The organism is Noviherbaspirillum aridicola (assembly GCF_019656455.1).
Classification (GTDB): domain Bacteria; phylum Pseudomonadota; class Gammaproteobacteria; order Burkholderiales; family Burkholderiaceae_D; genus Noviherbaspirillum; species Noviherbaspirillum aridicola.
Genome location: NZ_BPMK01000007.1, coordinates 24,450 through 51,309 on the forward strand (window position 1 = coordinate 24,450; position 26,860 = coordinate 51,309).

At 61.5% G+C, this 26,860-nt stretch carries 26 protein-coding genes and 1 tRNA gene; 17 read left to right on the top strand and 10 right to left on the bottom strand.

The window, feature by feature from the left end; genetic code table 11:
- Nucleotides 1–37: 37 nt before the first annotated feature.
- Complete coding sequence (locus NCCP691_RS08810) at nucleotides 38–523, bottom strand: hypothetical protein (protein ID WP_220807899.1); 486 nt, start codon at nucleotides 521–523, stop codon at nucleotides 38–40.
- 305 nt (nucleotides 524–828) lie between these two features.
- Here NCCP691_RS08810 and NCCP691_RS08815 point away from each other — a divergent pair, with 305 nt between their 5' ends.
- The 4 genes from NCCP691_RS08815 (at nucleotide 829) to NCCP691_RS08830 (ending at nucleotide 2,810) form a co-directional block, all read left to right on the top strand.
- The gene (locus NCCP691_RS08815; protein WP_220807900.1) at nucleotides 829–1,131 is read left to right on the top strand and encodes an ElaB/YgaM/YqjD family protein; all 303 of its coding nucleotides are present in this window, start codon (nucleotides 829–831) and stop codon (nucleotides 1,129–1,131) included.
- Nucleotides 1,128–1,538, top strand: coding sequence for a phage holin family protein (locus NCCP691_RS08820; RefSeq protein WP_220807901.1), 411 nt, complete (start codon nucleotides 1,128–1,130; stop codon nucleotides 1,536–1,538). The genes NCCP691_RS08815 and NCCP691_RS08820 overlap by 4 nt, the downstream gene beginning before the upstream one ends.
- Nucleotides 1,531–1,899, top strand: coding sequence for a hypothetical protein (locus tag NCCP691_RS08825; protein ID WP_220807902.1), 369 nt, complete (start codon nucleotides 1,531–1,533; stop codon nucleotides 1,897–1,899). The genes NCCP691_RS08820 and NCCP691_RS08825 overlap by 8 nt, the downstream gene beginning before the upstream one ends.
- 65 nt (nucleotides 1,900–1,964) lie before the next feature.
- Nucleotides 1,965–2,810, top strand: coding sequence for a YiaD family glycine zipper/OmpA-like lipoprotein (locus NCCP691_RS08830; RefSeq protein WP_220808093.1), 846 nt, complete (start codon nucleotides 1,965–1,967; stop codon nucleotides 2,808–2,810).
- Between the two features lie 61 nt (nucleotides 2,811–2,871).
- On the opposite strand, the gene NCCP691_RS08835 is transcribed toward NCCP691_RS08830, so the two are convergent.
- Nucleotides 2,872–3,762 (bottom strand): c-type cytochrome, encoded by an 891-nt coding sequence (locus tag NCCP691_RS08835; RefSeq protein WP_220807903.1) that lies wholly within the window; start codon nucleotides 3,760–3,762, stop codon nucleotides 2,872–2,874.
- 239 nt (nucleotides 3,763–4,001) lie between these two features.
- Between NCCP691_RS08835 and NCCP691_RS08840 the strand changes: the two genes are divergently transcribed.
- Both NCCP691_RS08840 and NCCP691_RS08845 read left to right on the top strand, forming a co-directional pair.
- Nucleotides 4,002–4,077 (top strand) — tRNA-Arg (locus tag NCCP691_RS08840).
- A 99-nt stretch (nucleotides 4,078–4,176) separates the two neighbouring features.
- Nucleotides 4,177–5,649, top strand: coding sequence for a DUF6538 domain-containing protein (locus NCCP691_RS08845; protein ID WP_309295114.1), 1,473 nt, complete (start codon nucleotides 4,177–4,179; stop codon nucleotides 5,647–5,649).
- Between the two features lie 52 nt (nucleotides 5,650–5,701).
- Here NCCP691_RS08845 and NCCP691_RS08850 read toward each other — a convergent pair whose 3' ends face one another.
- From NCCP691_RS08850 to NCCP691_RS08875, 6 genes are all read right to left on the bottom strand, one after another.
- Complete coding sequence (locus tag NCCP691_RS08850) at nucleotides 5,702–6,223, bottom strand: HNH endonuclease signature motif containing protein (RefSeq protein WP_220807905.1); 522 nt, start codon at nucleotides 6,221–6,223, stop codon at nucleotides 5,702–5,704.
- A gap of 134 nt (nucleotides 6,224–6,357) precedes the next feature.
- The gene (locus NCCP691_RS21600) at nucleotides 6,358–6,951 is read right to left on the bottom strand and encodes an HNH endonuclease signature motif containing protein (protein WP_373870343.1); all 594 of its coding nucleotides are present in this window, start codon (nucleotides 6,949–6,951) and stop codon (nucleotides 6,358–6,360) included.
- A gap of 446 nt (nucleotides 6,952–7,397) precedes the next feature.
- Nucleotides 7,398–8,180, bottom strand: a complete 783-nt coding sequence (locus tag NCCP691_RS08860; protein WP_220807907.1) for a hypothetical protein — start codon at nucleotides 8,178–8,180, stop codon at nucleotides 7,398–7,400.
- A 159-nt stretch (nucleotides 8,181–8,339) separates the two neighbouring features.
- Nucleotides 8,340–8,750, bottom strand: a complete 411-nt coding sequence (locus NCCP691_RS08865; RefSeq protein ID WP_220807908.1) for a BRO-N domain-containing protein — start codon at nucleotides 8,748–8,750, stop codon at nucleotides 8,340–8,342.
- A 377-nt stretch (nucleotides 8,751–9,127) separates the two neighbouring features.
- The gene (locus NCCP691_RS08870; protein WP_309295115.1) at nucleotides 9,128–9,733 is read right to left on the bottom strand and encodes a recombinase family protein; all 606 of its coding nucleotides are present in this window, start codon (nucleotides 9,731–9,733) and stop codon (nucleotides 9,128–9,130) included.
- Nucleotides 9,734–10,715: 982 nt separating this feature from the next.
- Nucleotides 10,716–13,508, bottom strand: a complete 2,793-nt coding sequence (locus tag NCCP691_RS08875; protein ID WP_220807910.1) for a class I SAM-dependent DNA methyltransferase — start codon at nucleotides 13,506–13,508, stop codon at nucleotides 10,716–10,718.
- A 789-nt stretch (nucleotides 13,509–14,297) separates the two neighbouring features.
- Between NCCP691_RS08875 and NCCP691_RS08880 the strand changes: the two genes are divergently transcribed.
- Nucleotides 14,298–15,473, top strand: a complete 1,176-nt coding sequence (locus NCCP691_RS08880; protein ID WP_220807911.1) for a hypothetical protein — start codon at nucleotides 14,298–14,300, stop codon at nucleotides 15,471–15,473.
- 63 nt (nucleotides 15,474–15,536) lie between these two features.
- Nucleotides 15,537–17,843 (top strand): CHAT domain-containing protein, encoded by a 2,307-nt coding sequence (locus NCCP691_RS08885; RefSeq protein WP_220807912.1) that lies wholly within the window; start codon nucleotides 15,537–15,539, stop codon nucleotides 17,841–17,843.
- Nucleotides 17,844–17,895: 52 nt separating this feature from the next.
- On the opposite strand, the gene NCCP691_RS08890 is transcribed toward NCCP691_RS08885, so the two are convergent.
- Complete coding sequence (locus tag NCCP691_RS08890) at nucleotides 17,896–18,768, bottom strand: hypothetical protein (RefSeq protein ID WP_220807913.1); 873 nt, start codon at nucleotides 18,766–18,768, stop codon at nucleotides 17,896–17,898.
- 74 nt (nucleotides 18,769–18,842) lie between these two features.
- Nucleotides 18,843–19,538, bottom strand: a complete 696-nt coding sequence (locus tag NCCP691_RS08895) for an OmpA family protein (RefSeq protein WP_220807914.1) — start codon at nucleotides 19,536–19,538, stop codon at nucleotides 18,843–18,845.
- Here NCCP691_RS08895 and NCCP691_RS08900 point away from each other — a divergent pair.
- From NCCP691_RS08900 to NCCP691_RS08940, 9 genes are all read left to right on the top strand, one after another.
- Nucleotides 19,537–19,770, top strand: a complete 234-nt coding sequence (locus NCCP691_RS08900) for a hypothetical protein (RefSeq protein ID WP_220807915.1) — start codon at nucleotides 19,537–19,539, stop codon at nucleotides 19,768–19,770. The two genes, NCCP691_RS08895 and NCCP691_RS08900, sit on opposite strands and share 2 nt — an antisense overlap.
- Nucleotides 19,771–19,830: 60 nt before the next feature.
- On the top strand, nucleotides 19,831–20,361 hold the full coding sequence (locus NCCP691_RS08905; protein ID WP_220807916.1) for a hypothetical protein: 531 nt from the start codon (nucleotides 19,831–19,833) through the stop codon (nucleotides 20,359–20,361).
- An 81-nt stretch (nucleotides 20,362–20,442) separates the two neighbouring features.
- Nucleotides 20,443–20,787 (top strand): hypothetical protein, encoded by a 345-nt coding sequence (locus NCCP691_RS08910; RefSeq protein ID WP_220807917.1) that lies wholly within the window; start codon nucleotides 20,443–20,445, stop codon nucleotides 20,785–20,787.
- 36 nt (nucleotides 20,788–20,823) lie between these two features.
- Nucleotides 20,824–22,368 carry a DUF4384 domain-containing protein gene (locus NCCP691_RS08915; protein ID WP_220807918.1) on the top strand — a complete coding sequence of 515 codons (1,545 nt, stop codon included), beginning with the start codon at nucleotides 20,824–20,826 and terminating at the stop codon, nucleotides 22,366–22,368.
- Nucleotide 22,369: 1 nt separating this feature from the next.
- On the top strand, nucleotides 22,370–22,720 hold the full coding sequence (locus tag NCCP691_RS08920) for a hypothetical protein (RefSeq protein ID WP_220807919.1): 351 nt from the start codon (nucleotides 22,370–22,372) through the stop codon (nucleotides 22,718–22,720).
- Nucleotides 22,699–23,406: a head GIN domain-containing protein gene (locus NCCP691_RS08925; RefSeq protein WP_220807920.1), complete on the top strand. Its 708-nt coding sequence runs from the start codon at nucleotides 22,699–22,701 to the stop codon at nucleotides 23,404–23,406. Before NCCP691_RS08920 ends, NCCP691_RS08925 begins: the two co-directional genes overlap by 22 nt.
- 10 nt (nucleotides 23,407–23,416) lie before the next feature.
- A complete protein-coding gene (locus NCCP691_RS08930; RefSeq protein WP_220807921.1) occupies nucleotides 23,417–24,301 on the top strand; it encodes a hypothetical protein in 885 nt (294 codons plus the stop codon).
- A 95-nt stretch (nucleotides 24,302–24,396) separates the two neighbouring features.
- A complete protein-coding gene (locus NCCP691_RS08935) occupies nucleotides 24,397–25,545 on the top strand; it encodes a hypothetical protein (protein ID WP_220807922.1) in 1,149 nt (382 codons plus the stop codon).
- On the top strand, nucleotides 25,542–26,831 hold the full coding sequence (locus NCCP691_RS08940) for a caspase family protein (protein WP_220807923.1): 1,290 nt from the start codon (nucleotides 25,542–25,544) through the stop codon (nucleotides 26,829–26,831). Before NCCP691_RS08935 ends, NCCP691_RS08940 begins: the two co-directional genes overlap by 4 nt.
- The last annotated feature ends 29 nt before the right edge of the window (nucleotides 26,832–26,860 follow it).

The window sequence follows — 26,860 nt, forward strand, 5'->3', positions numbered from 1 at the left end:
GGCCTCGAAGGCCGCTTTTTCACATCGGACGGCTGGTTCAGTCGTGGTGCTTGCCCTTGCCGTGACCTTCGCCATGGCCCTTGCCATGGCCGCGGCCATGATGGCCGTCGTGATGGTCGCGATCCTTGCCGCGGCCATGGTGGCCATCGTGATGGTCCCGGTCCTTGCCGCGGTAGTGATGGCCGTCGTCATGTCGATGACGGCGCGGTTCGTATTCCGCGGATTTCACGAAATACACCGGCACGCCGCAGGCGTCGTAACGATGGCAATGCTTGCCCCAGTTCTTTGCATGGCCCGGCGGCACATGCATGTAGACCGGGCGTACCGGGCGCGCTTCCCGCACGATGACCATCGGCTGCTGATAAACCAGGACGGGGCGGGTATTGCCGATGTCGACCCGGCCGTAGACGCCTGGCGCGACTTCGCCCGACAGGCTCACGCCCACGTTCACGTCGCTCGCGTGCGCGGAGCCGGCGATGGCGGCAAACAGGACACCGGCGACGATCTTCAGCTTGTGTTGCATAGTGATTTCCTCTCAGGCAGGCGCTTTGCGCCGGATGCGCGCATATTAAGACAAATCCATGCGGCAACATGTTGACACGTAACAACAGTTACAACAGGCGCCATGCCGACACAAGCGCAGGCCCCCGACGAGGATTTGTGGCGAAGCGAGTCCCGGCGGTTCTGCCCCGCCTGACCGAGGTCAAGAAGCGTGGGGCTCTGCCTGTTGCCGCCAGGACTTGCCCGTTCCCACTGTGTTACCTTTAGGTAAAGACGAGCGGCGTCCGCGTTAGAATCGCTGCTTGATTTTTCGAAAGGAGTACAGCCATGCCCAATCCCAGCATCAAGACCGTGCGTAACGACATGAAGACCCTGATCGAAGACGCCCGCGAGCTTTTTCGCGAAGCCTCCCATAACACCGGCGAAAAAGCCGAAGACCTGCGCGCGCGCGGCCTGAAGCTGCTCGACGGAGCGATGGAAAAGGCCCACGAGGTGCAGGCTGTCGCGCTTGAAAAAGGCAAGGCAGCCGCGCACGGCGCGGACGAGTTCGTGCACCAGAAGCCGTGGCAGGCGGTCGGCCTGGCCGCCGGCATCGGACTGGTCGTGGGCCTGCTGATCTCGCGCCGATGAACGCACCCGACCCGCACGCCGACGAGGCCAGCCCGGGGCTGGCCGTCAGCCTCGGCAACTTCCTCGGCAACCTGTCCGCCCTGCTCGGCAGCCGCGCCGAACTGGCCGCCATCGAGCTTGGCGAGCTGCGGGACAATCTGGTCCGCCTGTTGCTGGTCGGCGCTGCCGGCATGCTGGCGCTGCTGTTCGCCCTCGGCTGCTGGACCGCGCTGGTCGTCGTGCTGGGCTGGGACAGGATGGGCTGGACGATTTTGCTGCTGGTCGCACTCGCGTGGTCGCTCGGCGCCTTCCTGCTGTACCGGCAGATCCGGGCCTTGCTGGCGCCGGGAAAACTGTCGCTGCCGTTGACCATGGACGAGCTGCGCAAGGACCGCGACGCACTGCTGCGAGGGGATGGCCATGCATGATCGCGCTCTGCGCAAGAAGGAATTGCTTGCTCTCGGCGCGATGTACCGCGCCGAACTGGTCGCCGGCAGGGAGGCGATACGCGCCGCCGCGCAGCCGCAGGCGCTCGCCCGCGCGGCGCTGCAGCAGGTAGCTGGCCGCGTGGTCGGCGCCGCCGAACAAAAGACCGGCCTCGACCTGTCGCGACTCGATCTCGCCACCGTCCTGCCCCTGCTTGCCGGCGGCGCATCCCTGCTCCGCGGGCGCGGCGGACTGGTCCGGCTGCTGCTGCGCGGCGGCGCTCTTGCCGGCCTCGCGACCGGCGCACTCGCCTTCCTGCGTCGCCGCCGGGGCAGGGCCGCGGCGCCGGGTGAGCATTTGTAACCTCTCGAACTCGGCTCAACCGCCATCTGTCCAAAAGTGAATCAAAAACATTCAAGGACAGCATGATGGTCAAACACTTCACCCTCACTTCGCTCGCGGCGGTCATGGCGCTCACCGGCTGCGCCAACATGAATGAAGTGCAGCGCGGCACGGCCACCGGGGCCGGCATCGGTGCCGGCGTCGGCGCCGTCCTCGGCGGAACGGTGGGCCCGGGCGGCGGAAGGCGCGCCGCCACCGGCGCGGTGCTCGGCAGCGCTGCCGGCGCGGTGATCGGCAACATCTGGTCGAGCCGCATGGAGCAGCAGAAGCGGCAGATGGAGCAGGCGACCCAGGGCACCGGCGTGCAGGTGACGCAGACCGCCGACAACCGGCTCAAGCTCGACATCCCCAGCGACATCTCCTTCGATACCAACCGCGCCGAAATCAAGTCCAACTTCCGCCCCATCCTGGACAAGTTCGCGCAAGGCCTGGTCAGCAACCCCTACGCCCAGGTTACCATCATCGGCCACACCGACAGCACGGGCGGCGATGCCATCAACAACCCGCTGTCGGTCAACCGCGCGGCCTCGGCGCGCGACTACCTGACCTCGCGCGGCGTTGCAGCCAACCGCATCAGCATCGACGGCCGCGGCTCGCGGGAGCCGCTGGTCTCCAATGACACCGAGGTCAACCGCGCACGCAACCGCCGGGTCGAGATTTTCGTGGCCGAACCGCAGGCGGTGGCGCAGCAGGGGCAAGGGGCGCAGCCGATACCGCAGCAGGGCCAGCCCGTGTATCAGCAGGGACAGCCGGTGTATCAGCAGGGCGGTCAGCCCGTCTACCAGCAGGGCCAGCCGGTGTATCAGGGCCAGCCGGTCTACCAGCAGCCGGGGCAGCCGGTGTATTCGCCGCCGTACCCGGCGGGCCGCTGAACCGGAACGGAAATGAAAAAGCCGACCCTCGGGTCGGCTTTCTTTTTGCAGTGCGGGATGCTTACTTCGATGCGGAGACCATGTAGTCCACCGCAGCCTTGACCTCGTCGTCCGAGGCGGCGGAGCCACCCTTCGGCGGCATCATGCCGGCCTTGCCCTGGAAGCCCTTGATCGCATGCTCGTACAACGTGGCATTGCCCTGCTTGATGCGCGGCGCCCAGTTTTCCTTGTCGCCCACCTTCGGCGCACCCGCGACGCCGGTGGCGTGGCAGGCGGCGCAAGCGGTGTCGTACACCTTCTTGCCGTCGACCTTTGCGTCGGACTTGCCGGCGTCGGCCACGGCTTTCTGCTGCTGCGTCGGCGAGGAGGCCACCGGTGCGGTGGCGGAAGCCGTCTGGGCGCCGGCTTCGGAAGCCGCCGGAGCGCCCTCTGCCTGGGCCGGTGCCTTGGCTGCCGGTTCCTTCAGCTTGCCGCCGGACTGGTTGGCCATGAAGACCACCGCGCGCTCGACTTCGATATCGTCCAGATCCGGATTGCCGCCCTTGGCCGGCATGGCGCGGATGCCCTTGATCGCGTGCTCGACGAGCGTCGCCTGACCCTGGGCAAGGCGGGCCGTCCATGCACCGGCGTCGCCGGTCTTGGGCGCGCCGGCCGCACCGCTGTCATGGCAGGCCGCGCAAACCATCTTGTACACCGCGTCGCCAGCCTGAAGCTGCTTCGGCGCGCTCGCATCCTTGAAGGTGAAGCCCTGGTCGGCGACCGGCGCCAGCCGTGCCGCGATCGATTCCGGGGACTGGCTGTCCGAGCCCGCACCCGCCTTCTCGGTGTTCGCCACGTACTGCACCAGCAACACGATGCAGATGATCGGCACCACGAAGGCCGCGATGACCACCGCGACCAACTGCTTCGGCGTCTTGATTAGAGATTGGTGTTCGTTGTGTGCGTCGCTCATTATTCCCTCAGGACATTATTCAGATACGAGAATGCGGCATGCGGCCGTGCGGTAAACCTTTGCAAAACCCTTGATTATAGTCGGAAAACTGCCGAATTGGCATGCACCCGATACCCATCGGCATACCCGCGCAGGCCGGCTTTCGCATGTTTTTTTGCTCCGGCGCAGCCCGCAACGGCGGTAACTGCATGGACGGCAAGACGGAAACCCGGTATTCTTCTGCCTCTTCACCCCATGCAGCGGCTGTAGCTCAGTGGATAGAGTATTGGCCTCCGAAGCCAAGGGTCGTGGGTTCGATCCCCGCCAGCCGCGCCATCCGTCCCAAAGTCCTTATGGGACGCGGAACCTAGAGCCAGCAAGGCTTTCAAGCGGGGAAAGTACCCCGTGGGTGTTACACCTAACCTTAATAGGCTTATGTGTACACATCTCGCAAAGCGCGGCTCTCGATACTATTTCCGACGCAAAATCCCCCTAGATCTACTCGCGCAGTTCAAAGGCCGAGAAATAATGCGCTCGCTTGGGACTTCCGACCGGAGGGAAGCGGAGCGACTCGCCCGCAGTATCGGTGTGGAACTCGACCGAGAGTTCGAGCGGCTTAGAGCGAATCACTCCCAAACTGGCAGTGAGTTGTCGGATGCGCAACCATCTACTGTGGCTACGGCTGCAGGTGCGATCAGGGAGTTCGGCGCTGAACCCGGCCTGCTTTGCTCGGACGTAGTGCAGCGCCATCTTTCCCAGCAAGGAGGCATCGGGAATAGATTGCAAGGGGTTTCAGCAAGCGACGTAACCGCCCGTACTGCCGGTGCATGGGCATCACGCCGAACTGCGCAGGGCCATCCAAAAGCGGCGACGGCGTTCAAGGGGAAAACCGGCTTCGATCTACTGATTGATAAGTGGGCGTCGGGAGTCCAGCCCGAGGAAAACACGATTAGCCGGACACGGATGCATGCACGCCGATTCGAGGAAATGGTCGGTGTTCATACCGTCGAGGAAGTGACACGGCAGCACGCGATCCGGTTTATCGAGCAGTTGCAGAAGGCAGGGCAGACCCCCCAGAACATCAACATGCACTTGGCGAGCCTGATAAAGCTCCTGAACTACGCGGTGCGTCTTGACCTGATAAAGACGAATGAGGCATCCGGCTTGACCGTCAAAGCTCCCACCGGCGAGAAGGCGCGAAGGTCGTTCGATCTTCCTGCACTCCGGGGCATCTTTAGCAGTCCCGTTTATACAGCGGGGCATCGACCGAAGGGCGGTGGCGGGGATGCATCGTACTGGATTCCGCTCTTGGCACTCTTTACAGGTGCCCGATTGGAGGAGCTTTGCCAGTTGCACCCTGACGATGTAATGCAAGTGCCTTATCACGACGAAGGCAGTGACTCCTCCGCGTGGGTAATCAGGATTACGGACGAAGGCGAGGGCCAGGGACTAAAGAATGCGGGGAGCCGCAGGCGGGTTCCAGTTCACCCGGAGCTTGAGCGGCTAGGCTTTGTCGAGTACGTGCGGCGGGCAAAAGCCGAAGGGCGCAAGCGCATCTTCCACAAGCTAGTCCCAAGCATTGACGGCAAGGAGGGCGGGAACTTCAGCAAGTGGTTTGGCCGCTATCTGCGGGATGCTTGCATGGTTGCGGACAAGCGTATGGTGTTCCACTCCTTCAGGCATTTGTTCAAGGAAGTCCTGCGCGAAGCAGAGATTCCGAAAGAGATTAACGACGCATTGACTGGGCATGAATCCGGGGATGTCGGAGACAAATACGGAGGAGATGCTTATCCGCTCCGGCCTTTGGTGAATGCTATCAAGCGGTACAGGATTCCCGGCCTCACGCTTCCCGCTCCTTGGCGGGCGTGCGGCCATGCAGGCCAGATGGGGACAGCGGTTGGGATTTGAGGCTGGGAGCTTTCGATTTGGATTGCGAATACAGGGGCTGCGGGTTGACGCTCTATGCAGCTAGGAGTCCCATCTGTGCATTCGTCATTGCGAACTCACCGAATGCCGCAAGGGCTGCGCTGTCATACGCTGCTGCTGCGGCTTCTGCGGTGCCATAGGAGCCAAGGAAACGCTGTGTGCCATTGGTCTTGATTTTGGCTCGGAACTTCCCCTTGTCGAGGAAAACACCCTTGTAGCCGGTGCTGTTATTGCGCTGCTTGCCAATGTTTGCACGGTTTTGCGCAGTGGTTGCGAGCCGAAGGTTCTCCGGCCTGTTGTCGCGCTTGTTTCGGTTGATGTGATCCACGTCCATGTCGGGCGGAATGTGCTGTCGATTAGTAAGCATCCAGATCAAACGGTGCTCGAAGTACTGAACCCCGTTAATACTAACGTATCGGTAATCCGCTCTGAAGTTGTCCCTATTCTTCCGTCCTTGACCGGGCCTCGTGCGGACTAGGCGACCTTTCTCTCGATCCAGGGCGAAGATCGATTCCAGTTCCTCGACTGAGAACGGGATTGGATTTGCTGCTGTCATGGTGCGATGATCATTAGGTGGCGCACTGGAGCGAGTCGCCTCAGCGGCCAGATGGATTCAAGGGATTGGTGTTGCGCTGTGGATGTGGAGTGCTGGCTGTCATGTGCAGCGCCGTCACGGAGGGCGTTGCGGATTCAGTCCGGCAAGAGGCCCATTCGAGCGTTCGTCATTGCGAATGCACCATGTAGTTGAAGGGCTGCTGTGTCATACGCGGCAGCGGCAGCGTCTGCCGTACCAAAGCTGCCGAGGCTGTGTCGCTTCCCGTTCTCTACGATGCATGCTTGGAACCGGCCATTCCTGGAACGGCGTACTCCCCGGAATCCTGAACGGCCTGTAGGAACTTCTCGATTCACGAGGTTCTGTCTGTGCAGAGCGAGGCGCAGGTTTTGGGGCCTGTTGTCATAGTGGTCACGGTTGATGTGGTCAATCTCGCATCCTTCTGGGATGTGCTGTCTGTGCTCCATCATCCAGATAACACGGTGCTCGAAGTACAGATTCCCATCGATCTTCACACGGCGGTAGTTCCCTTTGGGCGGTATCTCCCCGCGCTTACGTCCTCGGGCGGGCTTCCCGCGGATAAGTACACCGTTCTTTCGGTCGAGGATGAATAGGATTTCCAGTTCTTCGATCGAGTATGGGAACGGCTTGACGCTGGTTCTTTGGGGCATTGCCGTGGTTTGTGCTGCTGGTGCTGCGGTTATTCCTTGTACTGCTGCTACGATTTTCATACTGGTATAGACGTGAAAAAGCACTGCGCGGGTCTCGGGCAGTTGCAAGACTGGTTGAACGGGGTTACTGCTGAGCGCTGCTCAACGCAAGGGAGGACTACGTTGCACGGAGGATGGCGCTACGCACTCGATAAGAGGCAGTCCAAGCTCACGCTCAGACGCTCAGGGGGATGCTACTGCGCGTTCTCGATACATGCCCCGGCAAGGGCATCAGGAACGCTCACGACGGGTTTCAGCAAGGACGGGGAAGCTCAGCCTTGCCGCTCCAAGGAATCGCTCAGCCATAAACTGAACAGGTTCAATCGTCATGGTTCTTCTGTCATCCGAGGAAGCCACTTCCGCTTTCATGCACAGAGCGGAGATGTAATAGCTCTTTAGAGCTTATGGAAACACCGTGTTTCAGGTGCGTACCGAGTACGCACGCGGCGGGCGTTTGGCCGGGGCTATTAAGTGGTCAAGTCCGTGCGGTACTTTCGGATTGTGCTTTCATGCACCCCGACCCTCTCGCCGAGCTTTCGATTGGAGATTCCCGGATCTGCCGCAAGGATGGTTCGTGCCCTTTCCTTCCAGTCTTTTCCTTGATCCTTCAGACCCAGCCGAGCGTTTGCTCGGACTGCTTCTGCTCTCACTGCTGTCAGCTCGGCGTCGAGTTCAGCGGCTTTGCTTTCAATACGCTCTAGGCGTCGAGCCAGTTTATGACTGTTCGCTAAGGCACCCAGGTAGGACGATACGCTCCCAGATGCCACCGCGGTAAGCGTTGAGTAATCGGCGACAGTGCAAATACTTTTCATGGCTGAATGGTCCTTGTTATCTCGGAAGGCTTGCTTCATGCGCTTCTTACTGGTCTTGGCAAGTAGCTTATGCGCGTTAATACCAGCCACTGCCTCAGCAGTAGCACGAGCTGTCGGGTACGTTCCAGCTTCGCATCCGTCCAAATGCTCGCGGACTACCGCTGTAAACACATCTTGCCCTGGACTGTACATTTCGCATCCCGCTGCACGGAGTTCGTGCATGCGCTGCTTGGCGCGCTCCCTATCTTCACGCTGCCATTGCAGGACGAGACTTGGAGCCTTGGCCGATTCCCTGTAGCCCTCTGCTTCCAGTTCACGCCGGGCACATGCGCGGTACTTCTCCGAGACTTGGGCTAACGTCTTGTGCCCGGATTTGACCAAACACACCTGAATGCGTACCCAGTCGAGGTACTGCTCGTGTTCTTTCGTGAGGTTCATTGCGGTGTTTCTATAACTGTGAAGGCCGACACTTCGGGGGCCTTGGTGCGGGCCAGGTTATCCGGCATTAGATGGACAAAGCCCGCATGGTGGCGGGCCTCGGAGTGATTCATGTTGCCCTGCTCGGGCGGTGGTGCTAGGGTGCGGCTGCTCAGGTTCTTATACGAGTACAGAGAGTTGCCGTTCCAACTGAGTCACTCGGGCTGCAAGGCGCTGCACTGCATCTGGCTCTGGTTGCTCCTCAGCTCTCTCGCACTCGCGGATAACTTCGCGTTGCGTCCAATCAAGCAAGGCTTGCGCTTCCATCTTCCTTGAACGCGTCAGGCGTTTACGGAGTCCGTGCTCTGACAAAGCATTCAGTGGACGGCTCCCAAGGATGGAAACCAATCGGGTTTCATCTTCACGCAGGTTCTGCACTGCAGTGGTTGTGTTCTGCACGCTAAGGCACCGGAAGATGTCGGACGCTACGAACCAAAGCGCATTGTCTGCAGTGATGATTCGCACGGGCGTTCCCTTAAACTGCGCTGTACGTACAGAATCAATGGTCATACTGCTTGTTGGGTAAGTCATGGAGATTCCTGCTGGCGGGGTATTACGGGATTGTTCGTGGAGGGTAGAGCCGGGTGGTGGACTGGCAGCTCCTTCCTTCGCTACGTGTGGCTCTAAATAGGGCATACCTATGTTCTCCACTACGTGGGCCTCTGTCCTTCAGAATGCGACGCCTGGCCTCTATCACTACGTGCGACTCTAAAGGATTGCGGTGCCCCATCTCTCTAGAGATAACGAGCCGATACCGAGCCGTTCGTTTCATTGTTCTTGCGGCCCGCTCGCTTTCCTCACTACGTCGGACTCTAAAGAGACCCGACTTGCCGGGTCTCTGCGCGTTTCTATTTCAACGAGTGTGGCCGGTGCCCTCCTCGTCAAAAAATCGCTAACCGGGGCTGTATTCAAGCCGTAGAGCAGTACCGCTTGACAGTGGACTCAGACAGTTTAAAGTGCTCCGCTGTCTGTCTAATGCTGGCGCTATGCTCCGTGCGCCATGCCCGCACGGCTTCGGCATTTCCAATCGCTGGCCTGCCGAGGCTCTCCTTGCCACGGTGGGTCTTGCCAGTCGCGGCGAGGGTTGCACGAGCTAGTTCCCGGCCCGTTGCTGTACGTTCCCGGATACGTTGTCGCTCCATGTCCGCGACCTGAGCAAGCACGGCGATAATCAACTCCCCGACACCCTTGGCAATCTGGCCAAGGCCCCGAATCTCTACGGTTACACCCTTGGCGAGCAATGCGCGGATTGTGCTCTGCACGTCGATAGCGTCCCGGCCTAGCCGGTCTACTGCGTACACATGCAGAACGTCACCCTCCCGGATGTAATCGAGTAGGGCGCTGAACCCTGGCCTATCAGCGGCAAGTACGGCACCTGATACACCCTCGTCCTTGAACTCCCGATCTATCCTGTGTCCTTGGGCCAGTGCTGCACGTTGAGCTTCAATGCTTTGGTCTGTGGTCGATACTCGGTAATACGCAATGTGGCTCATGCTTGGCCCCAGATGGTTCATAAGTTATAGTGCCTATTCTGGGCTAGGTCATAAAGAAGGTCAAGTACCTTTTGAGCTAGTTTCCAGGCACTCGTTGCGGGTAGGTCAAAAGTTGAAACTTTTAAGCTTTCAATAATCCGAGGCGTTTTTCGTCTTCGCCGAAGTACGCGTCAGGACCTGTTGATGTAGGCAAGCCTCGATAGAGCATTACAGGTAGGGCGTCACGTGACAATAGAACGGGCATAACTTAGACTCCATCTGAAGCTGCCTACGGGCGAACGACGAGCAAGGATTGAGTCAAGATGTTGCATAGCAAAGAGGATTATCTAGAAAAGTCGAGAAGTAGCGGGTTACCACTCCGCTGTCCTCTTCTCGCCAGATGCGAGCGTCGAGCGCAGACTCTAGCCCTCGGTGCGGATTGGCCTCGCGGCGAAGCTAACACTAGGGCAGGACTGCTAGCGCCTGTTATACAAACGCTTGGCGAGACACCAAGCAAGATAGGTGGGACTAACAACTTTATCCTCAATCGGCAGTGCCCCGAAGTTGCTTTGTTCGAGCCTACGACGGTCCACGAAGGATTCCCGCGAACTCCTCTAACGCGAGGTGAGTACGATAAGTACTGGAGCGATGCTTACAGGGTGCACGAGACAGGGCACTACACGGAGTGCGGGGAGTATGCAGTGCATGCCGCAGATTCTACTACTCCCTTGGTTGAGCCCTCAGTGCCAACGACGCAAAGTAGCCTGTCGGAGTGGTTACGTACGCATTACCAATGGTTGATTGGGACAATGATTGGACTTGCGAGTGCCATTGCGGCCTTCCTAGCAGTCCGGTAATGTGCATGATAAAAGAAGAGTTGTTAAGACCTTAAGGACCCGCGGGGGAAATAGAGGGCGCTAGTCTCTTGGAAGTACCGCGGCTAAGCCAATCGACTTTAGGTGTGAGTATAGCGGGCACGTCCCCGTGCCCAAGATGCAGTCAAGTCGAGGCGTTTTTCGAGCTGCTAAGCCACAGCTCGACGTTTGGTCTTAGTAGCAACAGTGACTAGCGGGCTAGCTAGCTTCTGATACATCTCGAAGAGATAAGCAACACGAGCCGGGTCGTTGTCGCTACCCTTAAAACGGTAGGCAGCATCAACCGCGTTGTCGAGTTTTTTGTGCGCGACGCGCAGCTCCTTCGGCATAGCATTCACGTCATAAAGGTCTGCAAGTGTTGCGTCGGGAAATAGGGCGCGAGCATTGAGTATGTCTTGTGCTCTTGTCTCAATCTCCGCGAACTGCTTCTCCGTTACACCGTCCGGCCAAGGGAAGTTGTTGTATACGATGCTCGACGAGTACTGATACCGGCTTTCCAGCCGTCCGCACGTGGCGCGCATCCACGCCATGTGCATTGCAGAGGTAAGTATTCCTAGATGGTAGAGCCGGGCATTGGGAACTATGAGCGCACTACCATTTGCAATCACGGTTGGCTTGATAAAACCGATCGGCATGTACTCACGGTTCTCTGACGACACCTTGGGGAGCAACAGATAGCTGCTATCTGGCTGTCGAATCTCTCCAAACAAGCCGGGGTAATCTGCTAGATTCTTGGTGGTGCCGCGGCCGCTATTTTCACGAAACTTCCTGCACAAAGCCAGGCGCCCCATAACGAGACGGCTTTGCTTGACAGCTGCAGGCGGCGCGTCCACGAGCCATAGGCAGTAACGCTTGTGGCCGTTAATGAACTCGTCCCCGCCCATGTACTCACGAATCAAAGCTTTGTTCAGCTGAGACTCGGCAACGAACGCTCGGCGATCCTCCGGCGATAAAATGAGGTGTCCGTCATCGATTGGCATACTCCCGTAGTTCATTACGGGGACTACGCATAATGGTTGGGTCCGTTTTGTTAGGCAAACGTCCGGTGCATCAACGAGGTATGGGTTGATGCGCTTTGCCTTTATTACAATGGGAGCTTCTTCGCCCTTCAGGTCTTTGGAATAGTCGAAGATCCGAGGATTTGCGCTTTCTCTTAGTCCAAATCCAATAATGACGCAATGAACTGCAGCATTCGCTTTACCTTCGTTGCTCCAACGGAACGTGCGATGTGCGAAATGGATGTGTATCCCTTGCGACAGCAAGTGACTCCATAAGACGCCCACCTGCTCACCCTGCGTAATGCTATTGGTGGAAACAAACGCAGCCTTTATGCCGGGATTGCTTCTAAGGTAGACAGCGGCTAGCAGATACCAGGCGCAAACATAATCAAGGACGCCCGCTCCTTTCAGGTCTCGAAAAAGCGGTGCTACGTCGTTCTTTTGCTCGAGTGTTTGTTCTTTCTTTCCTACGAAGGGAGGATTTCCGAACAAGTAGTCGCAGTTCGCTGCGTTTAGGACTTCATGCCAGTTCGTGCGAAGGGCGTTCGCACACACGATTGTCGGACTGGCAACAAGTGGAACAGTTGCGCGCGTCGTGCCAAATAACGCCGCAGCCTCCATGTTCATCTGGTGATCTGTGATCCACAGGGCCACTCTAGCGATGTGCGCTGCTGATTCGTCTATTTCAATGCCATAAAACTGGTTTACGCTAACTCTGCAAAGATGCTCGACATCAATCAAACCTTTCGTTTGTCCGCCTCGGTTGAAGAGGAGACTTATTACTTCATTCTCTAGTCTCCTGAGTTCCCGGTATGCAATCACCAAGAAGTTTCCGCAGCCGCAGGCCGGATCGAAGAACGTTAGCGTTGGCAATCTGTTATAGAGTGCCTGCAAGCGGGGCTTATTGCGCTTCGCCGCCTCTAGCTCTGCACGCAAATCGTCCATAAATAACGGATCGATGACCCGTAGAATGTTGCGCTCGCTTGTGTAGTGGGCTCCTAGCTCTCGGCGTGATGCCTTCCGAGACTCAGCAGGCTCGTGTTCCTCCAGCACCCCCTGAAACATAGCCCCAAAAATGGCAGGTGAAATCCCGCTCCAATCAAGGGTCACGCATTCCATTAGGAGCGTACGAAGTTCGTGGTTGAACGCTGGGATACGCGTATTATCTGCGAACAGACTCCCGTTGATGTATTCAAAGGACGCGAGGGCTTCGTCTAGGCTGGATTGCCGTTCCTCGACTGGCTGATTGAGAACCTGAAACAGCTCCGCCAATGAGGCACCCAGATCCTTCCCGTCGGGGCGCGTCGATTCAACTAATCTCCTAAACTGGCCATTCGCCCCAAAGATCCCGGTGTCGTCGGCAAACAGACAAAAAAGCAAACGGGTCAGAAAGACCTCTAGGTCGCGACCCTTGAACTTAGCCTGTAGCAGTGCTTCGTGAAGTCGCGAGATGCGGTACGCTGCTTCTCGATTTATTGGCGATTCTTCTAAGACCTCGCCTGGGGACTCATCCGACAAAAAGCTAAACCAGTCGGCTTTCTTGGGAAGCTCCGCAAGTGTGCATTCATACCGCTGGCCGCTTCCAAGATCGTAAAGGCGAAAGCGTGCAAAGTCTGACGTGATTATGTAACGGGGACGCTCGGCTTCCTTAAGTGCAAGAAAATAAGTGCTGGCTTGGTCGAATGCCGCATCCAGATCTTTTCCAGCACTCTTGTGTTCGACGATAAGCTTGCCTGGAATGAAGCTGTCAATGAAGCCCTGATCCCCGCCCAATCTCTTAACCGATTGCTCGTAGATTGTGGCAGATTCGGCCCGAATGCCGAAACACTCATAAAAACGAAGCCAGAATGTCTGGGCCTGCGATTTCTCAGACTTTGCTTCGGCCCATTGCTTTGCAAACAGGGCGAGTCGGCGACGGACTTCGTTGCGAGTTAAAGTGGGCATTCGGGTGTTGTGCAGGAGGATTTGTTACAGGGCATTATGGACCAAAGTTGCCGGTGTAGGAAAGGCAGACGCTAGACGGCAGCGATCCGAAACAACCAAAGTGTCGATAGCCGTACTTGGAAATACAGTTTGGCTAGGATAGGTCCCGAGAAGCCTGCCAGTTCACGCTTCTGCTCAGCCGTCTCGCTAGCAGGGCTGTGAGTCGCGGTTAGCGACTCGTGGGCTATTTCCTTCTTTGACTGGCGCTGTCCCTGTAAGTGTCCCTTTCGGGCAATAAGAGAGTAGTTGTGCATTTTTGCGAAAGACTAGCGGTGTCAGTGCCGGTTTTGTTACACTTATACATTACAAGAGTAACACCCAGCCGAATCTAAGTGCTTGATTTTAAAGCCGTGGGTTCGATCCCCGCCAGCCGCGCCATTCAAAAGCTTCTCCCCCCCTTTTTCGTTTCTTCGTTGACGGCCACTGCCGTCATGATCCTGACACACTTGCTTATTAGACTTCGGGCCGTCGTGTCTCCAAAGAAGTCGACTTTTCGCCCGTGGCCGCCGGCCGCGGGCTTTTTTTTGGCCGGATCAGCGGCAAAAAGACACTTTCAATCCCGTATTCGGGAAACCGTAAAATTCTGATTGAGGATAAGCAATCTTTCTTAAACCCAATGTTAAACTCGCAAGCATGACGAAAAGACAGCAGGGTCGGCGTCTTTAAGACTTTTAACATGGGAGAGGAAGAGTGCGGATCAAGCAAGGGCGTTTAAAACAAATCGTGCTGGCAGCCGCCGGGCTCGTGTTCATGCAGGCAGCCGCAGCGGCGGATCTGTTTACCGTGACCGGCACGGTGTCCGGGCTGTCGTCGGAAACGCGGTCCTTCGGCTTGTCCAGCGCCGAGGACGTGTTCAACTTTCCCAGGTTTGAAAGCCTGCACACCCGTTTCGGCAATTACACCGGTGTCGAAGCCGCGGCGATGCACATCGATTTTCGCGGATTGCCGATGGTGGTCTCCTATCCTGTCGCCGAGTCTTCGCTCCTCGTGCTTCATGTGCCGGACCTGAACATTCACGAGGAATTCCACGGCGCGACACGCGAGGAAAGCCGGCGAGCCTTCTCCGACTTCATGAAGAAGAACGGCGGCGGCATCCTCAACCGCATCATGAAGCGCCTGGTCGCCGAGTCCGCCAACGATCCGATCGCCGGCAATCCGAACAGCCTGATGGGCCAGATGGTGGCGAACGATTTCGCCAACGGCTTCACCAGCCTGGTGAGCAACGCCGGGACGAAGGAAGACAACGCGAGCAATCTGATCGGCATCGGGGCACGCGTAAGCTCGATCAAGCAGGATGGACTTCGCAATACGAGCGTCACGATTCCGCTGTCGTATACCATCCGCTCCGACATCGATCCGCGCCGCCAGCTGATCTTCAATCTGCCGCTGACCTATACATCGGTCGAAAGCGCCAAGGCCTACAACCTCGGCTTCGGCGTCGCCTACCGCCTGCCGATCAACGACGAATGGACGATCACGCCGTCCGCGGGTTACGGCGCGACCGGCTCCAAGGATCTCGGCGCCTATGGCCAGGCGGTGTCCGCCGCGCTCACGAGCGCTTACGTGATCAGCGGCAGCGGCTACGACATCGCGATCGGCAACATGGTCGGCATTTACAAGACGCTGAAGCTGGAAGCCGGCGGCTACTCGTACAACCCAGACATCCAGAACCTGGTCTTCCGCAACGGCGTGATGTTCTCGCAGCCGGTCAACGTCTTCGGCAGGAAGATGTCGATCGAATACTCGCTGATCGACACGCGCTATACCGGGACCAAGCTCTACAACGAAGGCTACGACGAGATCGGCGTCACGCTCGGCACCAACAAGAATGCGTCCTCGGCGCGCAGCTTCCTGCGGGCGGGCGCGACTTATCTGTTCTCGCCCAGGAGCAAGGGCTTCACGCTCAATCTCGGCTACTGGTTCTGAGTCGCTGCGGGCCCGGCACCAGCCGGGCCTTTTGCTTTCTGCTGCCTGCACGCGAATATCGTCATGCGTACGCTCACCCGTTTTTCTCTCGTACTTGCGATGGCGCTCGGCGCGCCGGTCCCGAGCCATGCCATCTCCGGCAATGAACAGGTCGAACTTGCCGGCAGCGGCCGCTATGAAGAGCTGAGGCTGGCACTGGAGCAGGACGCGGCGCGGGGGCCGCTGAAGACGCGCGATCTGCACGCGCTGTGCTTCGCCTATTCCAGGACCAAGCGCTATGCGAAGCTGTTCGAGTGCCTGGACAAGATGGCGGCCAACCTCGCCAGGGGAGACCTGCGCACCCGGCTGTTCGGGCTCGACGACGCCACGCCGGTGCTGCATCTGATGCGGGGCGAGGCGCAGCTCGAGCTCGGCAACTTCGCCGCCGCCGCCGAGGAAGCGAAGAAGGCGCTGGCGTGGTTCAAGGAAGAGGGCGGCGATGACGCCGATATCGAGCTCGAGGGACTGGCCCTGCTGTCGATGGCCTCCACCCTCGGCGGCCAGCGCGCAGAAGGCGAGAAATACGCGAGGCAGCTGGAAGAAGTCAGTACCTTCACCCTGCGCGGCAATGGCTATGTGTCGGTGAAGGCGATGGCACTGGCGCGGGCGCACATGGCGCTCGGCAATTATCAGAAGACGCTCGATGCGATCGCGAGCGACAGGCTGTTTTCGGTGCATGCCTTCCTCGACCGGCTGGTCAGCGGCGCAGTCGTCACCGGCAAGAACAACTGGACCTGGCAGGAGCTGCCGCGCGCGTTCATGACCAACCGGGCGCTGCGCGGCATCGGCCAGACCGGGCAGGCCAAGGCAGGCTACGACCAGCTGCTGGCGATTCCGCAGGTGCGCGACAACGGCGAGATCTACTGGATCATTCTGTTCGAGCGCGGACTGATCGCGGAAGGCGAAGGCCGCAGCGATGAAGCCGCCGACTTCTACAAGAAGGCCATCGAGGTGATCGAGCAGCAGCGCGCCACCATTCATACCGAAGCCAGCAAGATCGGCTTCGTCGGCGACAAGCAGCGGGTCTACGAGCGGCTGGTCGACGTGCTGTATGCGAGGCAGCGCAGCGCCGACGCCTTCGAATACATCGAGCGCGCCAAGTCGCGCGCCCTGGTCGACATGCTGGCATCGAAGCAGGTCGCGTCGTTGCAGGCGGGCGCGGCGGCCGACGCCGCACGCGAGTTCGATGAGGCCGAGGCCGAGCTGACGGCGCAGGTGCCGGTCAGCGCGCAGGAAGGCAAGCAGGGCCAGCGCGCGGCCGCCGCACGCGCCGCCGGCCGGCTGCGCAGCGCGGCGCCCGAACTCGGGTCGCTGGTCACGGTGTCCTCGCTGCCGCTCGCCGAACTGCGTGCGCTGCTGCCGGCCGACGAGGCGCTGGTGCAGTACTACTACCAGGGGCAGCTGCTGTACGCCACGGTGTATGCGGGCGGCGAGGTGCGCATGCTCAGGCTGGAGGCCGCCGGTTTGGACGAGGACATCCGCCGCTTCCGCGAGCTGGTGGATCAGATGGATCCGCAGGCGGCGACGCTGGCGCGCAAACTGTACGACAGCCTGCTGCGGCCCCTCGAAGGCCCTTTGGCAAAGAGCCAGCGGCTGCTGATCGTGCCGCACGGCGCCCTGCACTATCTACCATTCAGCGCACTGCACGACGGCCGGAAATACCTGCTCGAGCGTTACGCGCTGCGCGCGCTGCCGAGCGCTTCCGTGCTCAAGTATCTGCGCAAGGGCAAGCCCGGCATTGCGCGCCAGATGCTGGTGCTCGGCAATCCCGATCTCGGCGATCCCAAGCTCGATCTGCCCAGTGCCCAGGTGGAGGCGGAGAAGATCGCGCAGCGCGCGGGCCAGGCGCGACTGCTGATGCGGCAACACGCCAGCGAAAGCGCGCTCAAGGCCGACGGCGTCCGCTATCCGGCGCTGCACATCGCGTCGCACGGCATCTTCAATGCCAGGCGTCCGCTCGACTCGCACCTGCTGCTCGCCAGGGACGGCGACAACGACGGCAAGCTGACCGTGAGCGAACTCTACGGCCTGCGTCTCGACGCCGATCTGGTCACGCTGTCGGCCTGCGAGACCGGTCTCGGCCAGATCAATACCGGCGACGACGTGGTCGGCCTGACGCGCGGTTTCCTTTATGCCGGCGCGAGCAATGTGGTGGCCAGCCTGTGGCAGGTCGACGACGAGGCGACCTCGCAGCTGATGATCCGTTTCTATGAAGCGCTCGCCTCGCATCCGAAGGCCGAGGCGCTGCGGCTGGCGCAACTCGACGTGATGAAGAAATACCCGCACCCGTATTTCTGGTCGGCGTTCTACCTGACGGGCAGCGGACAGTGACGCGGGTCACGCGCGGCTGTCGCCAGGGCGCGACAGCCGCCGATGACCAGGGTCACATGGATGGCCCGGGCAGGCCGGCGCCGAAGCGCTTGCGCAGATCGGCGAGCTCTTCTTCCGTCAGGCCGACCTCCTTCGCGCTGAACAGTGCCGCGTGCGGCGTGTGCATCAGGAAGGCCTGCATTTCGTTGGCCAGCAGCTCATCGTTGTCGGCGTCATAGCCGCGCTTGCGCAGGAAGTCGGTGAAGCGTTCGCGCGCGCTGTCGCCCATCTCGCGCGCCCAGAAACGCAGCACGCGCGCCTGGTAGGCGTCATCCGTGGTGAAGCGGGCATGCGCGAGTTCATGCGAGAGGATGGCGGCACGATGTTCGGCGAGCACCGTGCATGGCGCGCAACCATCGACGGTGGAAGGCTGCGGCACGGTGATCACGATGGCGGCCGCGCCGGCGGTCACGTCGCGTCCGTCGGGTCTGAGCAGCTGCATGCGCAGCAGCCAGTCATGCAGGAATTTCTCGTCCGGCGTGAGGCGGTCGCCCTGGCGCCGCACCGCGTTGAAGAAGCGCGCCAGTTCTTCGGTGCGGAAATTGTTGCCATAGGTGAGCGTGTAGAGGCGCTGTCCATTGCGCGCGAGCCAGTCGTCCGCCTCGGCCATGCTCAACACCCGGTTGCGCGGCGCGCCGTGACGTTCGATGAACAGCACGATGCGGCCGAAGGCCTGACCCTGTTCACGCACGCTTGGAAAATCCAGCACCACGGTGCGGTCGTTGCCGCGCAGCCGATAGGCGTCGAAGCCGGGCGCGCGGCGCGCGGCGATTTCTTCTTCATTCAGCTGCGGCAGCTGCTGCAGGTAGCCTTGCGCATGGGCGCCGCATGCGATCAAGAGGCCGAGCAGCATGGCCCAGCGCGTTATCGGAAACAGGTTCGGCACGATTTCTCCGGGCAGAAAAAAGGCTGCGACAGCGTCACAGCCTCATGCAAATCACTGAAGACGCAGCGCGGCGGTCACATGTCCACGATGACGCGCACACGGCGATTGACTTCGTCTTCCGGATTGTTCGGGTCCGCCGGTTCGCTCGATCCCTTGCCCACCGCGCGCAGCTTGGCGCCGGCGATGCCGTGGCGCGTGGCGAGGTAGCTGCGCGCCGACTGGGCGCGCTTGAGGGAGAGCGCCTGGTTGTAATTCGCGCTGCCCTTCGCATCCGCGTGGCCTTCGAGGATCACCAGGTTGGCCGCGGCGAGCTGCTGCGACTTCAGCGCGGCGGCGAGCTGGTCCAGCACGTCCTTGCCGTCATTGGTGAGCTGGTCCGAGTTGAACTGGAACTGAATGTCGAGATCGAGCGCGCGCTGGGCACGCTGCTGCACCGGCGCGGCAGCGACGACGGGACGCGGCGCGGTGTTGGCGCTCGCCGCCGCGGCAGCCATCGTGGCCGGCGCCGGCGCCGGTGCGGCAGCGGCCGGTTCCGCCGGCGCGGCAGCTTCTTCGCTGCTGTTGAGGGACAGGCCGCGGCGGCGCACGCCGGGCGCGGGGGCAGCGGGCGCATCGGCATTGCCGGCCGGCGTCAGCGCCTGCAGGATCTGGTCGCTGCTCGGCTTGCCGCGCAAGGATTTCACTTCCTGGGCGCCGGCGAGAGCGGCGAGGCCGCAACCGGCAAGAAGAAGAACGATGGTTCTGCTGGCGTTTAAGACGGAGTGGCGCATGGGGGTCCTCGATGTTTTAAGCGCGATCATTAAAAGAGATGAATACAGCTGCGTAGAATTTAGTTACAAGTTGTTGCAATTAGGCTGCAGGAGTGTGACCGCCGGTAACTTGTATCGGTATGGCAACGAGTTTATCATGCGCGCAGTTATCGGAACATTGCCACACAGTCACTCGGCGCTTGCAGCGAGCGATGGTTTAAAGAAAAAAGATGTGGTAGGTGCAGATAATTAATCACGTCACAGGACGTATTAAAACCAGCAGACCGCTGACAACTTAATGAGGGAGAAGAAGATGAAAAAACTGATCGCCGTTGCAGTCGCCACCCTGTTCGCAGGCGCCGCTTTCGCACAAACCGGTTCGGAGTCGAAGGTCAGCGCCGACGACCTGAAGCAGAACCAGGCCGGCATGCTGAACAACCAGACACTGGACCTCGGCAACGCCAAGGGCGGCGGCAAGTCGAACGTGCAGGCCAAGGGCATCACCCAGAACCAGGCCGGCATGCTCAACAACCAGTCCGCCTCCATCGGCAACGCCAAGGACAAGGGCAGCGAGTCCAAGGTCACCGTCGGTGAAATCAAGCAGAACCAGGCCGGCATGCTGAACAACCAGAAGCTGTCGATCGGCGACGCTTCCTCCGGCGGCAAGTCCAAGGTCACGATGGGCAACGTGACGCAGAACCAGGCCGGCATGCTGAACAACCAGGAACTGAAGGTCGGCGCCGCGGCCAACGGCGGCAAGTCCGACGTCAAGCTGAAGAATGTCAGCCAGAACCAGGCCGGCATGCTCAACAACCAGAAAGCCAACGTCGGCAACGCTGAATAAGCCGACCTGAATCACACGGGGCCGCTGGCCCCGTGTTGGTTTTGACGTTCCATCCACCACGCGGTTTGCCGGAGCCGTTACATGAACAAGCATCATCCCTACGCAGTGGGCGCATGCGCCGCACTGCTTTTTGCCATTTCTTCCCTTGCGCACGCAGCCCCGCCTCCGGTCGTGAACCCGGAGCAGATGGACATGGGCGTGGAGATCAACGCCAAGATCGGCAAGGAAAAATCCAAGCGCAACTCCATGCTCGACGGCCAGAAGATCGGCGGCGGCAGCGGTGGAAGCGGCGGCGGTGACAACTGCGGCACGGTCAACATCAACAGCAACGAAAAGAAGAGCAACAGCGGCATCAAGGACATGTTCGGCAAGCAGTCGACCACCATCGTGACCGGCCCTGTGATCAACATGGCGAACTGCAAGTAAGCCAGCGCAACCCATACCAGACGTAGAGAGAACAGCATGCGACTCAAAGCAGCGATACTGGCACTCGGCCTGGCCTTCGGCCTGACCGCGTGCGTGACGACCGAGGAATCCGTCAAGAAGGAAGCCAACACCGCGGCCGCGGCGATGCGCACCGGCCCCGAACAGGCGCCCCTGCGCAACATCACCGGCTTCACGTCGGCGCTTCGCTGCATGGACAACATGTTCCTCATGTATGGCGTGCGCGACCTGGTGGTCATCAGCGAGGACCTGAGCGACAACACCAAGAAGGTCAGCGCCGGCACGCGCGACATGCTGATCTCGGCGGTGTCCGAGATGACCAAGCGCAGCAAGGCCATCCGCCTGATCGCCTACGGCTCCGACTCCAGCAACCTGATCGGCTTCATGAAGGAAGCCGAGAAGAAGAACCTGTTCCAGCTCACGCCGAAATACGGTATCCGCGGTTCGATTTCGCAGCTGGATGAAAACGTCGCCAAGAAGACCGAGGGCGGCGGCATTTCCATCGGCAACTTCGGCATCGGCAGCGCGTCGACCGCCGCCACCACCATCCTCGGCCTGGACCTGACGATGATGAGCACCGAGGACCTGTCCATCGTGTCCGGCGTCACCTCGAGCAACTCGGTGGCCATCGTCCGTTCGGGTTCCGGCGTCGAGGGCGAAGCCGGCTACAAGAAGTTCGGCATCAACTACCAGGCCAACCTGTCCCGCTCCGAGGGCACCGCCCAGGCGCTGCGCAACCTGGTCGAGATGTCGGTGGTCGAGCTGTTCGGCAAGCTGACCAAGACCCCGTACTGGGTCTGCCTCGGCGCCAACAGCCAGTCGGAAACCGTGAAGAACGAAATCAGCGACTGGTACTCCGGCCTCTACAGCGATGGCGAAATCGTCTCCTACTGGCAGCAGCAGATGCGCATCCGCGGCGTCTATTCCGGCGAGGTCAACGGCGAGAACGACGAAAACCTGACGCGCGCCATCACCGCCTATCGGGAAGCGCTCGGCCTGGAAAAGAATGCGGTGGTCGACCTCAAGTTCTTCACCGCCTATCTGGACGCCAATCATTACGATGTCGCGCCCAAGGCACGCGCAAAGCTGGCCGCGCGCACGCAGGGCGCGCCGGCGGCGCCGAGCACGGACAACAGCCCGATCGCGCTGCTGGTGGATTCGGTCAAGGGCGGCAACCAGTTCCGCCGCGGCGAGAAGCTGGCGGTGAAGGTGGTGCCGAACCGCGACGCCTATGTCTACTGCTTCATGCAGGACGAGACCGGCAAGATCGCGCGCTTCTTCCCGAACCGCTTCAGCAAGGATGCGCTGGTGTCGGCCAGGAAGGGGCTGGTTCTGCCGAACGGCAACCAGTTCAGCATCAATGCCAACAACAAGGGTCTGCAGGAACACATCATGTGCTTCGGGTCCAACAAGGACTTGTATGCGGAGGTGATCCCCACCCTCGGCGGCGGCGACATCGATGTGCCGGTGCAGGTCAAGACGCTGGCGCAGCTGAAGTCGGTGTTCGAAAAGGCGGGCGGCCCGGCGCTCGGCGTCGGTTCATTCACCCTCAATGTGCGCTGACATGACGAACAGGAACGCAATTCTCGCCGCTGCGCTGATCGGCGCGGCCGTGCTGCCCGCCTGCGCGCAGGCGGAGCTGGCGGTGAACAAGCCGGGGGTGGCGCTGGTGCCGCCGGCGGCCAACACCGGCGCGGTCGCGCCGTCCGAACAGGCGCCTACCGCGCGCGAGCCGAAGAAGGCCGGCGGACAGACGCTGCGCTGCTGGCAGAACGGACGCCTGCTGTACGAGGGCACCGGCTTCCGGGCCGACCAGGACCGCGGCCCCAATGCGGTCACGATACAGCGCAACGACGGCGACTCGGTCGTGGTGTTCGACCAGAAAGACTCGATATGCATCCTGTCGAAGAAATGAAGCCGGGACGCCGCGCCCTCATCGCCGCGATCGCGGCGGCGCTGGTATCGCCGGCGCTGCCCGCACTGGCCGACAGCGCCAGCTTCGCGGCGGACGGCGTGACGCGGGTCAGGTATTCGCTGCCCGGCGAGCTGCTGATCCGCCAGGGCGCGCAGGAGAAGCTGGTGGTGGAGGCCGACCCGAAAGTGCTGCAGCAGCTCGATGTCCGCGTCCGGGGCGATCAGCTCGTGATTGCTTCCAGGGGCAGCTTCAAGACCAACAAGGGCATACGCCTCACGCTCACGCTCAAGTCATTGCGCGGTCTCGTCGCCGACGGCAGCGGCAACAGCCGCATCGAGGGCTTCGGCGGCGATGCGATCGAGGCGGTCGCCGACGGCAGCGGCAATATCGCGCTGGCAAACGTGAAACCCGCGCAGCTGACACTGACGATCAAGGGCTCCGGCAACATCGAGGCCGATGGCAGCGGCAACAGCCTGCAGGCAAGCGTGGGCGGCAGCGGCGAGATCGATGCCGCCGGTTTCCGCGCGCAGGCGGCGCAGGCAAGGATTGCCGGTTCCGGCAGCATCCGCGTCCATGCCGAGCGCGACCTGCAGGCAGTCATCAGCGGCGCCGGCAATATCGAATACAAGGGGAAGGCGAAGGTGACAGAGTCGATCACCGGCGCCGGCAGTGTCGATCGACTATAGGGAGATACACATGAAAACCATGATCGTCGCCGGCATTGCCGCCGGCTTCGCCATCGCCGGCGCGCCGGCACTTGCGCAAGTCACCGCGAGCAGCCTCAACCAGGGCCAGGCGGGCATGCTCAACAACCAGACGCTGGACCTCGGCAATTCCAACAAGAAGGGCGAGGCCAAGGTCAATGTCGGCAGCGTGAATCAGGGCCAGGCGGGCATGCTCAACAATCAGAAGATGGCGGTCGGCAATGCCAAGAACGGCGGCAAGAGCAATGTCGCCGTCGGCACCATCCAGCAGGGACAGGCCGGCATGCTGCAGAACCAGAACCTGGAGATCGGCAATGCCGACGGCAACGGCTCCAGGAGCAATGTGGCGGCGGGCGCGGTGCTGCAGGGCCAGGCAGGCATGCTCAACAACCAGGATCTGCAGATCGGCAACGCCAAGAACGGCGGCAAGTCCAACGTCGCCGTCGGCGCCGTGGTGCAGGGGCAGGCCGGCATGCTCAACAACCAGCAGGCCAAGATCGGCAATGCCTCCAACGGCGGCAAGTCGAATGTGGCGGTCGGCGCCGTCGCCCAGGGCCAGGCCGGCATGCTGCAGAACCAGCAGCTCGAGATCGGCAACGCCTCGGGCAAGGGCGTTTCCAATGTCGCGGTGGGCGCGGTGGTGCAAGGCCAGGCCGGCATGCTCAACAACCAGCAGGCGAAGATCGGCAACTCCACCGGCGGCGTTTCGAATGTCGCGGTGGGCGCCGTCGTGCAGGGACAGGCCGGCATGCTCAACCATCAGTCGGTCAATGTCGGCAATTCCAGCGGTGGCGCGACCACCGTGGTGACCGGCGCGATCGTGCAGGGCCAGGCCGGCATGCTCAACGCGCAGTCGGTCAACATCGGCAACAAATAAGGCAGCGGCAAGCGCGGGCGCGGCTTGCGCGCCCCGCCGAGCGGTCGCAGAACCGCGACAAGAACAGCTAGAAGCAAAAACTCCCGGAGAACATCATGCAGCACTCCCCGCGCGCAGCCTGGTGCAAGCGCATCACCGCATCCCTCGTCCTCGTCACCTATGCCGCCGGCTGTACTCACATGCCGTCCGGCGAGAAGGCGTTCGAGACCTTCGATTCCTGCTTCGCATCCAATCTCGGGCTGGCCGCGCTCGGCGGTGTCGGCGCCGGCATGCTCACCGCCAAGCTCACCCGCGGCACCGGCAAGTCGACTTCCAATGCGATCGGCGCCGCCGCCGGCATCGCCACCGCCACCATGATTGCCATGACTGCCTGGCGCAAGTGCGCCGCGGTCTACAACACCTCGGAGCCGGTGGCGCAGAAGACCACCGCGCAGCCGCAGTTACCCGCGAACCGGCAGCGCGGACTGAATCTGGACCGGCTGGAAGTGCGGGTCGAGGGCGGCGAGAACGATCCGCCGATCCCCGAGTTCGACTTCAGCTACTTCGCCGCCGATGCCGCGACCAAGGACATCAAGGCACGTTTCCGCCACAAGGTCGAGATCGTCCGCTTCACCCCCGACGACAACGACAAGCTGGTGCTCGCCGATGCCGCCGGCGCGCCGATGCGCGACGCAGCTGGCAACACGATTCCGCTGGAGATGGCGGCCAGAATGCCGCGCGAGCGCCTGCAGTGGGTGACGATCGCCGAAGAGGGCAAGGACGACTACGTGGAAGACGTGGTGATCCAGCAGGGCGCGCGCATGAGCTACCGCCACAAGCTGCAGGTGCCGCCGCGCGACCAGATGCCGCTGCCCCTGCCGGTGCCGATGCGCTATACGCTGACGGTGGAAGCCGACGGCCTGAGCGACCGCCGTACCGTCGACTTTGCGCTGCTGCCCGCGGCTGAACGGCCGAAGCGCTTCACCGCGGCCGCAGGCGCCGCCGGCGGCGGTGCCATGCGCGCGCTGCCGTCTCCGGCCGCGGGCGCGACCCACAGCGCCAAGCGCAAGGTCTCGCTCTACAGCGCCGCCGACGGCAAGCGCAAGATCACCGGTTCTCTCGCCAGGGGTGCCAGGGTGCGCATCGAAGAGCGGGCGGAAGTCGAACAAAAGGGCAAGAGCGAGCGCTGGGTGAAAGTCGCGCCCGAGCGCGGCGCCGGCAACGGCGGCTGGGTCGCCGAAAGCGAGCTGGCGGAAATCAAATGACCCCGCTGCTCGTCGCCGCCGCGCGGCTGGCGCTGCTGGCCGCGCTCGCGCTGCCCTTTTCGCCGGTCCATGCCCAGCGCGAAGCGCCGGAGCGGGTCAGCCAGCAGGAACTGGCGGAGATCCGGGGTGCGTTCCAGGGAATCGGCCTGCGCCAGGCGGACGTCGCGCTCGCCGACGACGGCCGCGTCACGCTGGTCGGCGAGTATGAAAACCGCGACGAGGTCGAGACCGCGTTCGCCGCCGCGCGCGCAGTGGTCGGCCTGAGCCGGGTCGCGCCCACCACGCCGTCGGCGATCCGCTACCGGCTCAAGAACTTCAGCGGCGCGTTCTCCTCCACGGTCGCGAAAATGATGCAAAAGCCCGCGTCCGCGCAGCCCGCTCCGGTACCCGCGGCCGCCGTGCCGGTGGCCGCCGCGCTGCAGCCGCAGGCGGCGGGCCGCGCCGCGCGCACGCTCGGCCTGATCGTCGGCGTCAGCACCTACAAGTACCTGCCGCCGGAGCACGGGCTGGAAGGCGCGGACAAGGATGCGGTCGACATCTACAAGTTCATGACCTCGCCCGATGGCGGCAAGATCCCCGCCGACCACGTACGGCTGCTGCGCCACGACAAGGCCACGTCCGCGGCGGTGAAGTCGGCGATGCGCGACATCATGGACCAGGTGCAGTCGGGCGACACCGTGGTGCTGTTCGTCGCCGCGCACGGACTGCCCAATGCGATGAACAAGTTCGACATCGTCCTGCACGATACCGAGTTCCCGCGCCAGAAGGTCAATGCCGCCGGCGGCCAGTCCTTCGAGTTCGTCATCACGAATCGCAAGACCGCGCTATCCGACGACGATCTGCAGGCGTTCGTCGCCCAGCTCACCGCGCGCAACGTGCGCTCGGTGGTGCTGCTCGACACCTGCTACAGCGGCAAGACCTTCGTCGCGATCCCGGGCTACCTGCCGTCGCGCACGCGCTCGCTGCGGCAGCACAAGAAGGAAGCCGAGTATGCGGCCAGCCCCTCGCAGGAAGCGATCACCGACCTGGCGCAAAAGGCGCGCGATGCCCGCACCTCGCGCATCGTCATCGTCTCCGCCTCGGAAAACGAGGAATCGCTGGAATCGCCCGAGCTGGGCGGCGGCGCCTTTACCCAGACCTATATCCGCTCGCTGCGGGATGCCCGCGATTTCGCCAACGCCTTCGACCAGACCAAGCCGTCGGTGATCCGCATCGCCCGCACGATGGGGCATTCGCAGACGCCGCGCATGCTGGTGGTGCCGGAAGTCGCCGACACCCGGATGTAAGCGGCGCGGGGCGCTCGGGCCGCAGCGCC

Bases quoted from the DNA above. Each gene is read 5' to 3' on its own strand.
- NCCP691_RS08830 (WP_220808093.1), top strand. From the start codon at position 1,965: ATGGTCAAACACTTCACCCTCACTTCGCTCGCGGCGGTCATGGCGCTC.
- NCCP691_RS08895 (WP_220807914.1), bottom strand. From the start codon at position 19,538: ATGCGCCACTCCGTCTTAAACGCCAGCAGAACCATCGTTCTTCTTCTT.
- NCCP691_RS08915 (WP_220807918.1), top strand. From the start codon at position 20,824: ATGCGACTCAAAGCAGCGATACTGGCACTCGGCCTGGCCTTCGGCCTG.
- NCCP691_RS08935 (WP_220807922.1), top strand. From the start codon at position 24,397: ATGCAGCACTCCCCGCGCGCAGCCTGGTGCAAGCGCATCACCGCATCC.
- NCCP691_RS08835 (WP_220807903.1), bottom strand. From the start codon at position 3,762: ATGAGCGACGCACACAACGAACACCAATCTCTAATCAAGACGCCGAAG.
- NCCP691_RS08825 (WP_220807902.1), top strand. From the start codon at position 1,531: ATGCATGATCGCGCTCTGCGCAAGAAGGAATTGCTTGCTCTCGGCGCG.
- NCCP691_RS08865 (WP_220807908.1), bottom strand. From the start codon at position 8,750: ATGACTTACCCAACAAGCAGTATGACCATTGATTCTGTACGTACAGCG.
- NCCP691_RS21600 (WP_373870343.1), bottom strand. From the start codon at position 6,951: ATGAAAATCGTAGCAGCAGTACAAGGAATAACCGCAGCACCAGCAGCA.
- NCCP691_RS08820 (WP_220807901.1), top strand. From the start codon at position 1,128: ATGAACGCACCCGACCCGCACGCCGACGAGGCCAGCCCGGGGCTGGCC.
- NCCP691_RS08870 (WP_309295115.1), bottom strand. From the start codon at position 9,733: ATGAACCATCTGGGGCCAAGCATGAGCCACATTGCGTATTACCGAGTA.
- NCCP691_RS08850 (WP_220807905.1), bottom strand. From the start codon at position 6,223: ATGACAGCAGCAAATCCAATCCCGTTCTCAGTCGAGGAACTGGAATCG.
- NCCP691_RS08910 (WP_220807917.1), top strand. From the start codon at position 20,443: ATGAACAAGCATCATCCCTACGCAGTGGGCGCATGCGCCGCACTGCTT.
- NCCP691_RS08920 (WP_220807919.1), top strand. From the start codon at position 22,370: ATGACGAACAGGAACGCAATTCTCGCCGCTGCGCTGATCGGCGCGGCC.
- NCCP691_RS08845 (WP_309295114.1), top strand. From the start codon at position 4,177: ATGTGTACACATCTCGCAAAGCGCGGCTCTCGATACTATTTCCGACGC.
- NCCP691_RS08900 (WP_220807915.1), top strand. From the start codon at position 19,537: ATGGGGGTCCTCGATGTTTTAAGCGCGATCATTAAAAGAGATGAATAC.
- NCCP691_RS08875 (WP_220807910.1), bottom strand. From the start codon at position 13,508: ATGCCCACTTTAACTCGCAACGAAGTCCGTCGCCGACTCGCCCTGTTT.
- NCCP691_RS08930 (WP_220807921.1), top strand. From the start codon at position 23,417: ATGAAAACCATGATCGTCGCCGGCATTGCCGCCGGCTTCGCCATCGCC.
- NCCP691_RS08810 (WP_220807899.1), bottom strand. From the start codon at position 523: ATGCAACACAAGCTGAAGATCGTCGCCGGTGTCCTGTTTGCCGCCATC.
- NCCP691_RS08940 (WP_220807923.1), top strand. From the start codon at position 25,542: ATGACCCCGCTGCTCGTCGCCGCCGCGCGGCTGGCGCTGCTGGCCGCG.
- NCCP691_RS08860 (WP_220807907.1), bottom strand. From the start codon at position 8,180: ATGAACCTCACGAAAGAACACGAGCAGTACCTCGACTGGGTACGCATT.
- NCCP691_RS08815 (WP_220807900.1), top strand. From the start codon at position 829: ATGCCCAATCCCAGCATCAAGACCGTGCGTAACGACATGAAGACCCTG.
- NCCP691_RS08925 (WP_220807920.1), top strand. From the start codon at position 22,699: ATGCATCCTGTCGAAGAAATGAAGCCGGGACGCCGCGCCCTCATCGCC.
- NCCP691_RS08905 (WP_220807916.1), top strand. From the start codon at position 19,831: ATGAAAAAACTGATCGCCGTTGCAGTCGCCACCCTGTTCGCAGGCGCC.
- NCCP691_RS08885 (WP_220807912.1), top strand. From the start codon at position 15,537: ATGCGTACGCTCACCCGTTTTTCTCTCGTACTTGCGATGGCGCTCGGC.
- NCCP691_RS08880 (WP_220807911.1), top strand. From the start codon at position 14,298: ATGCAGGCAGCCGCAGCGGCGGATCTGTTTACCGTGACCGGCACGGTG.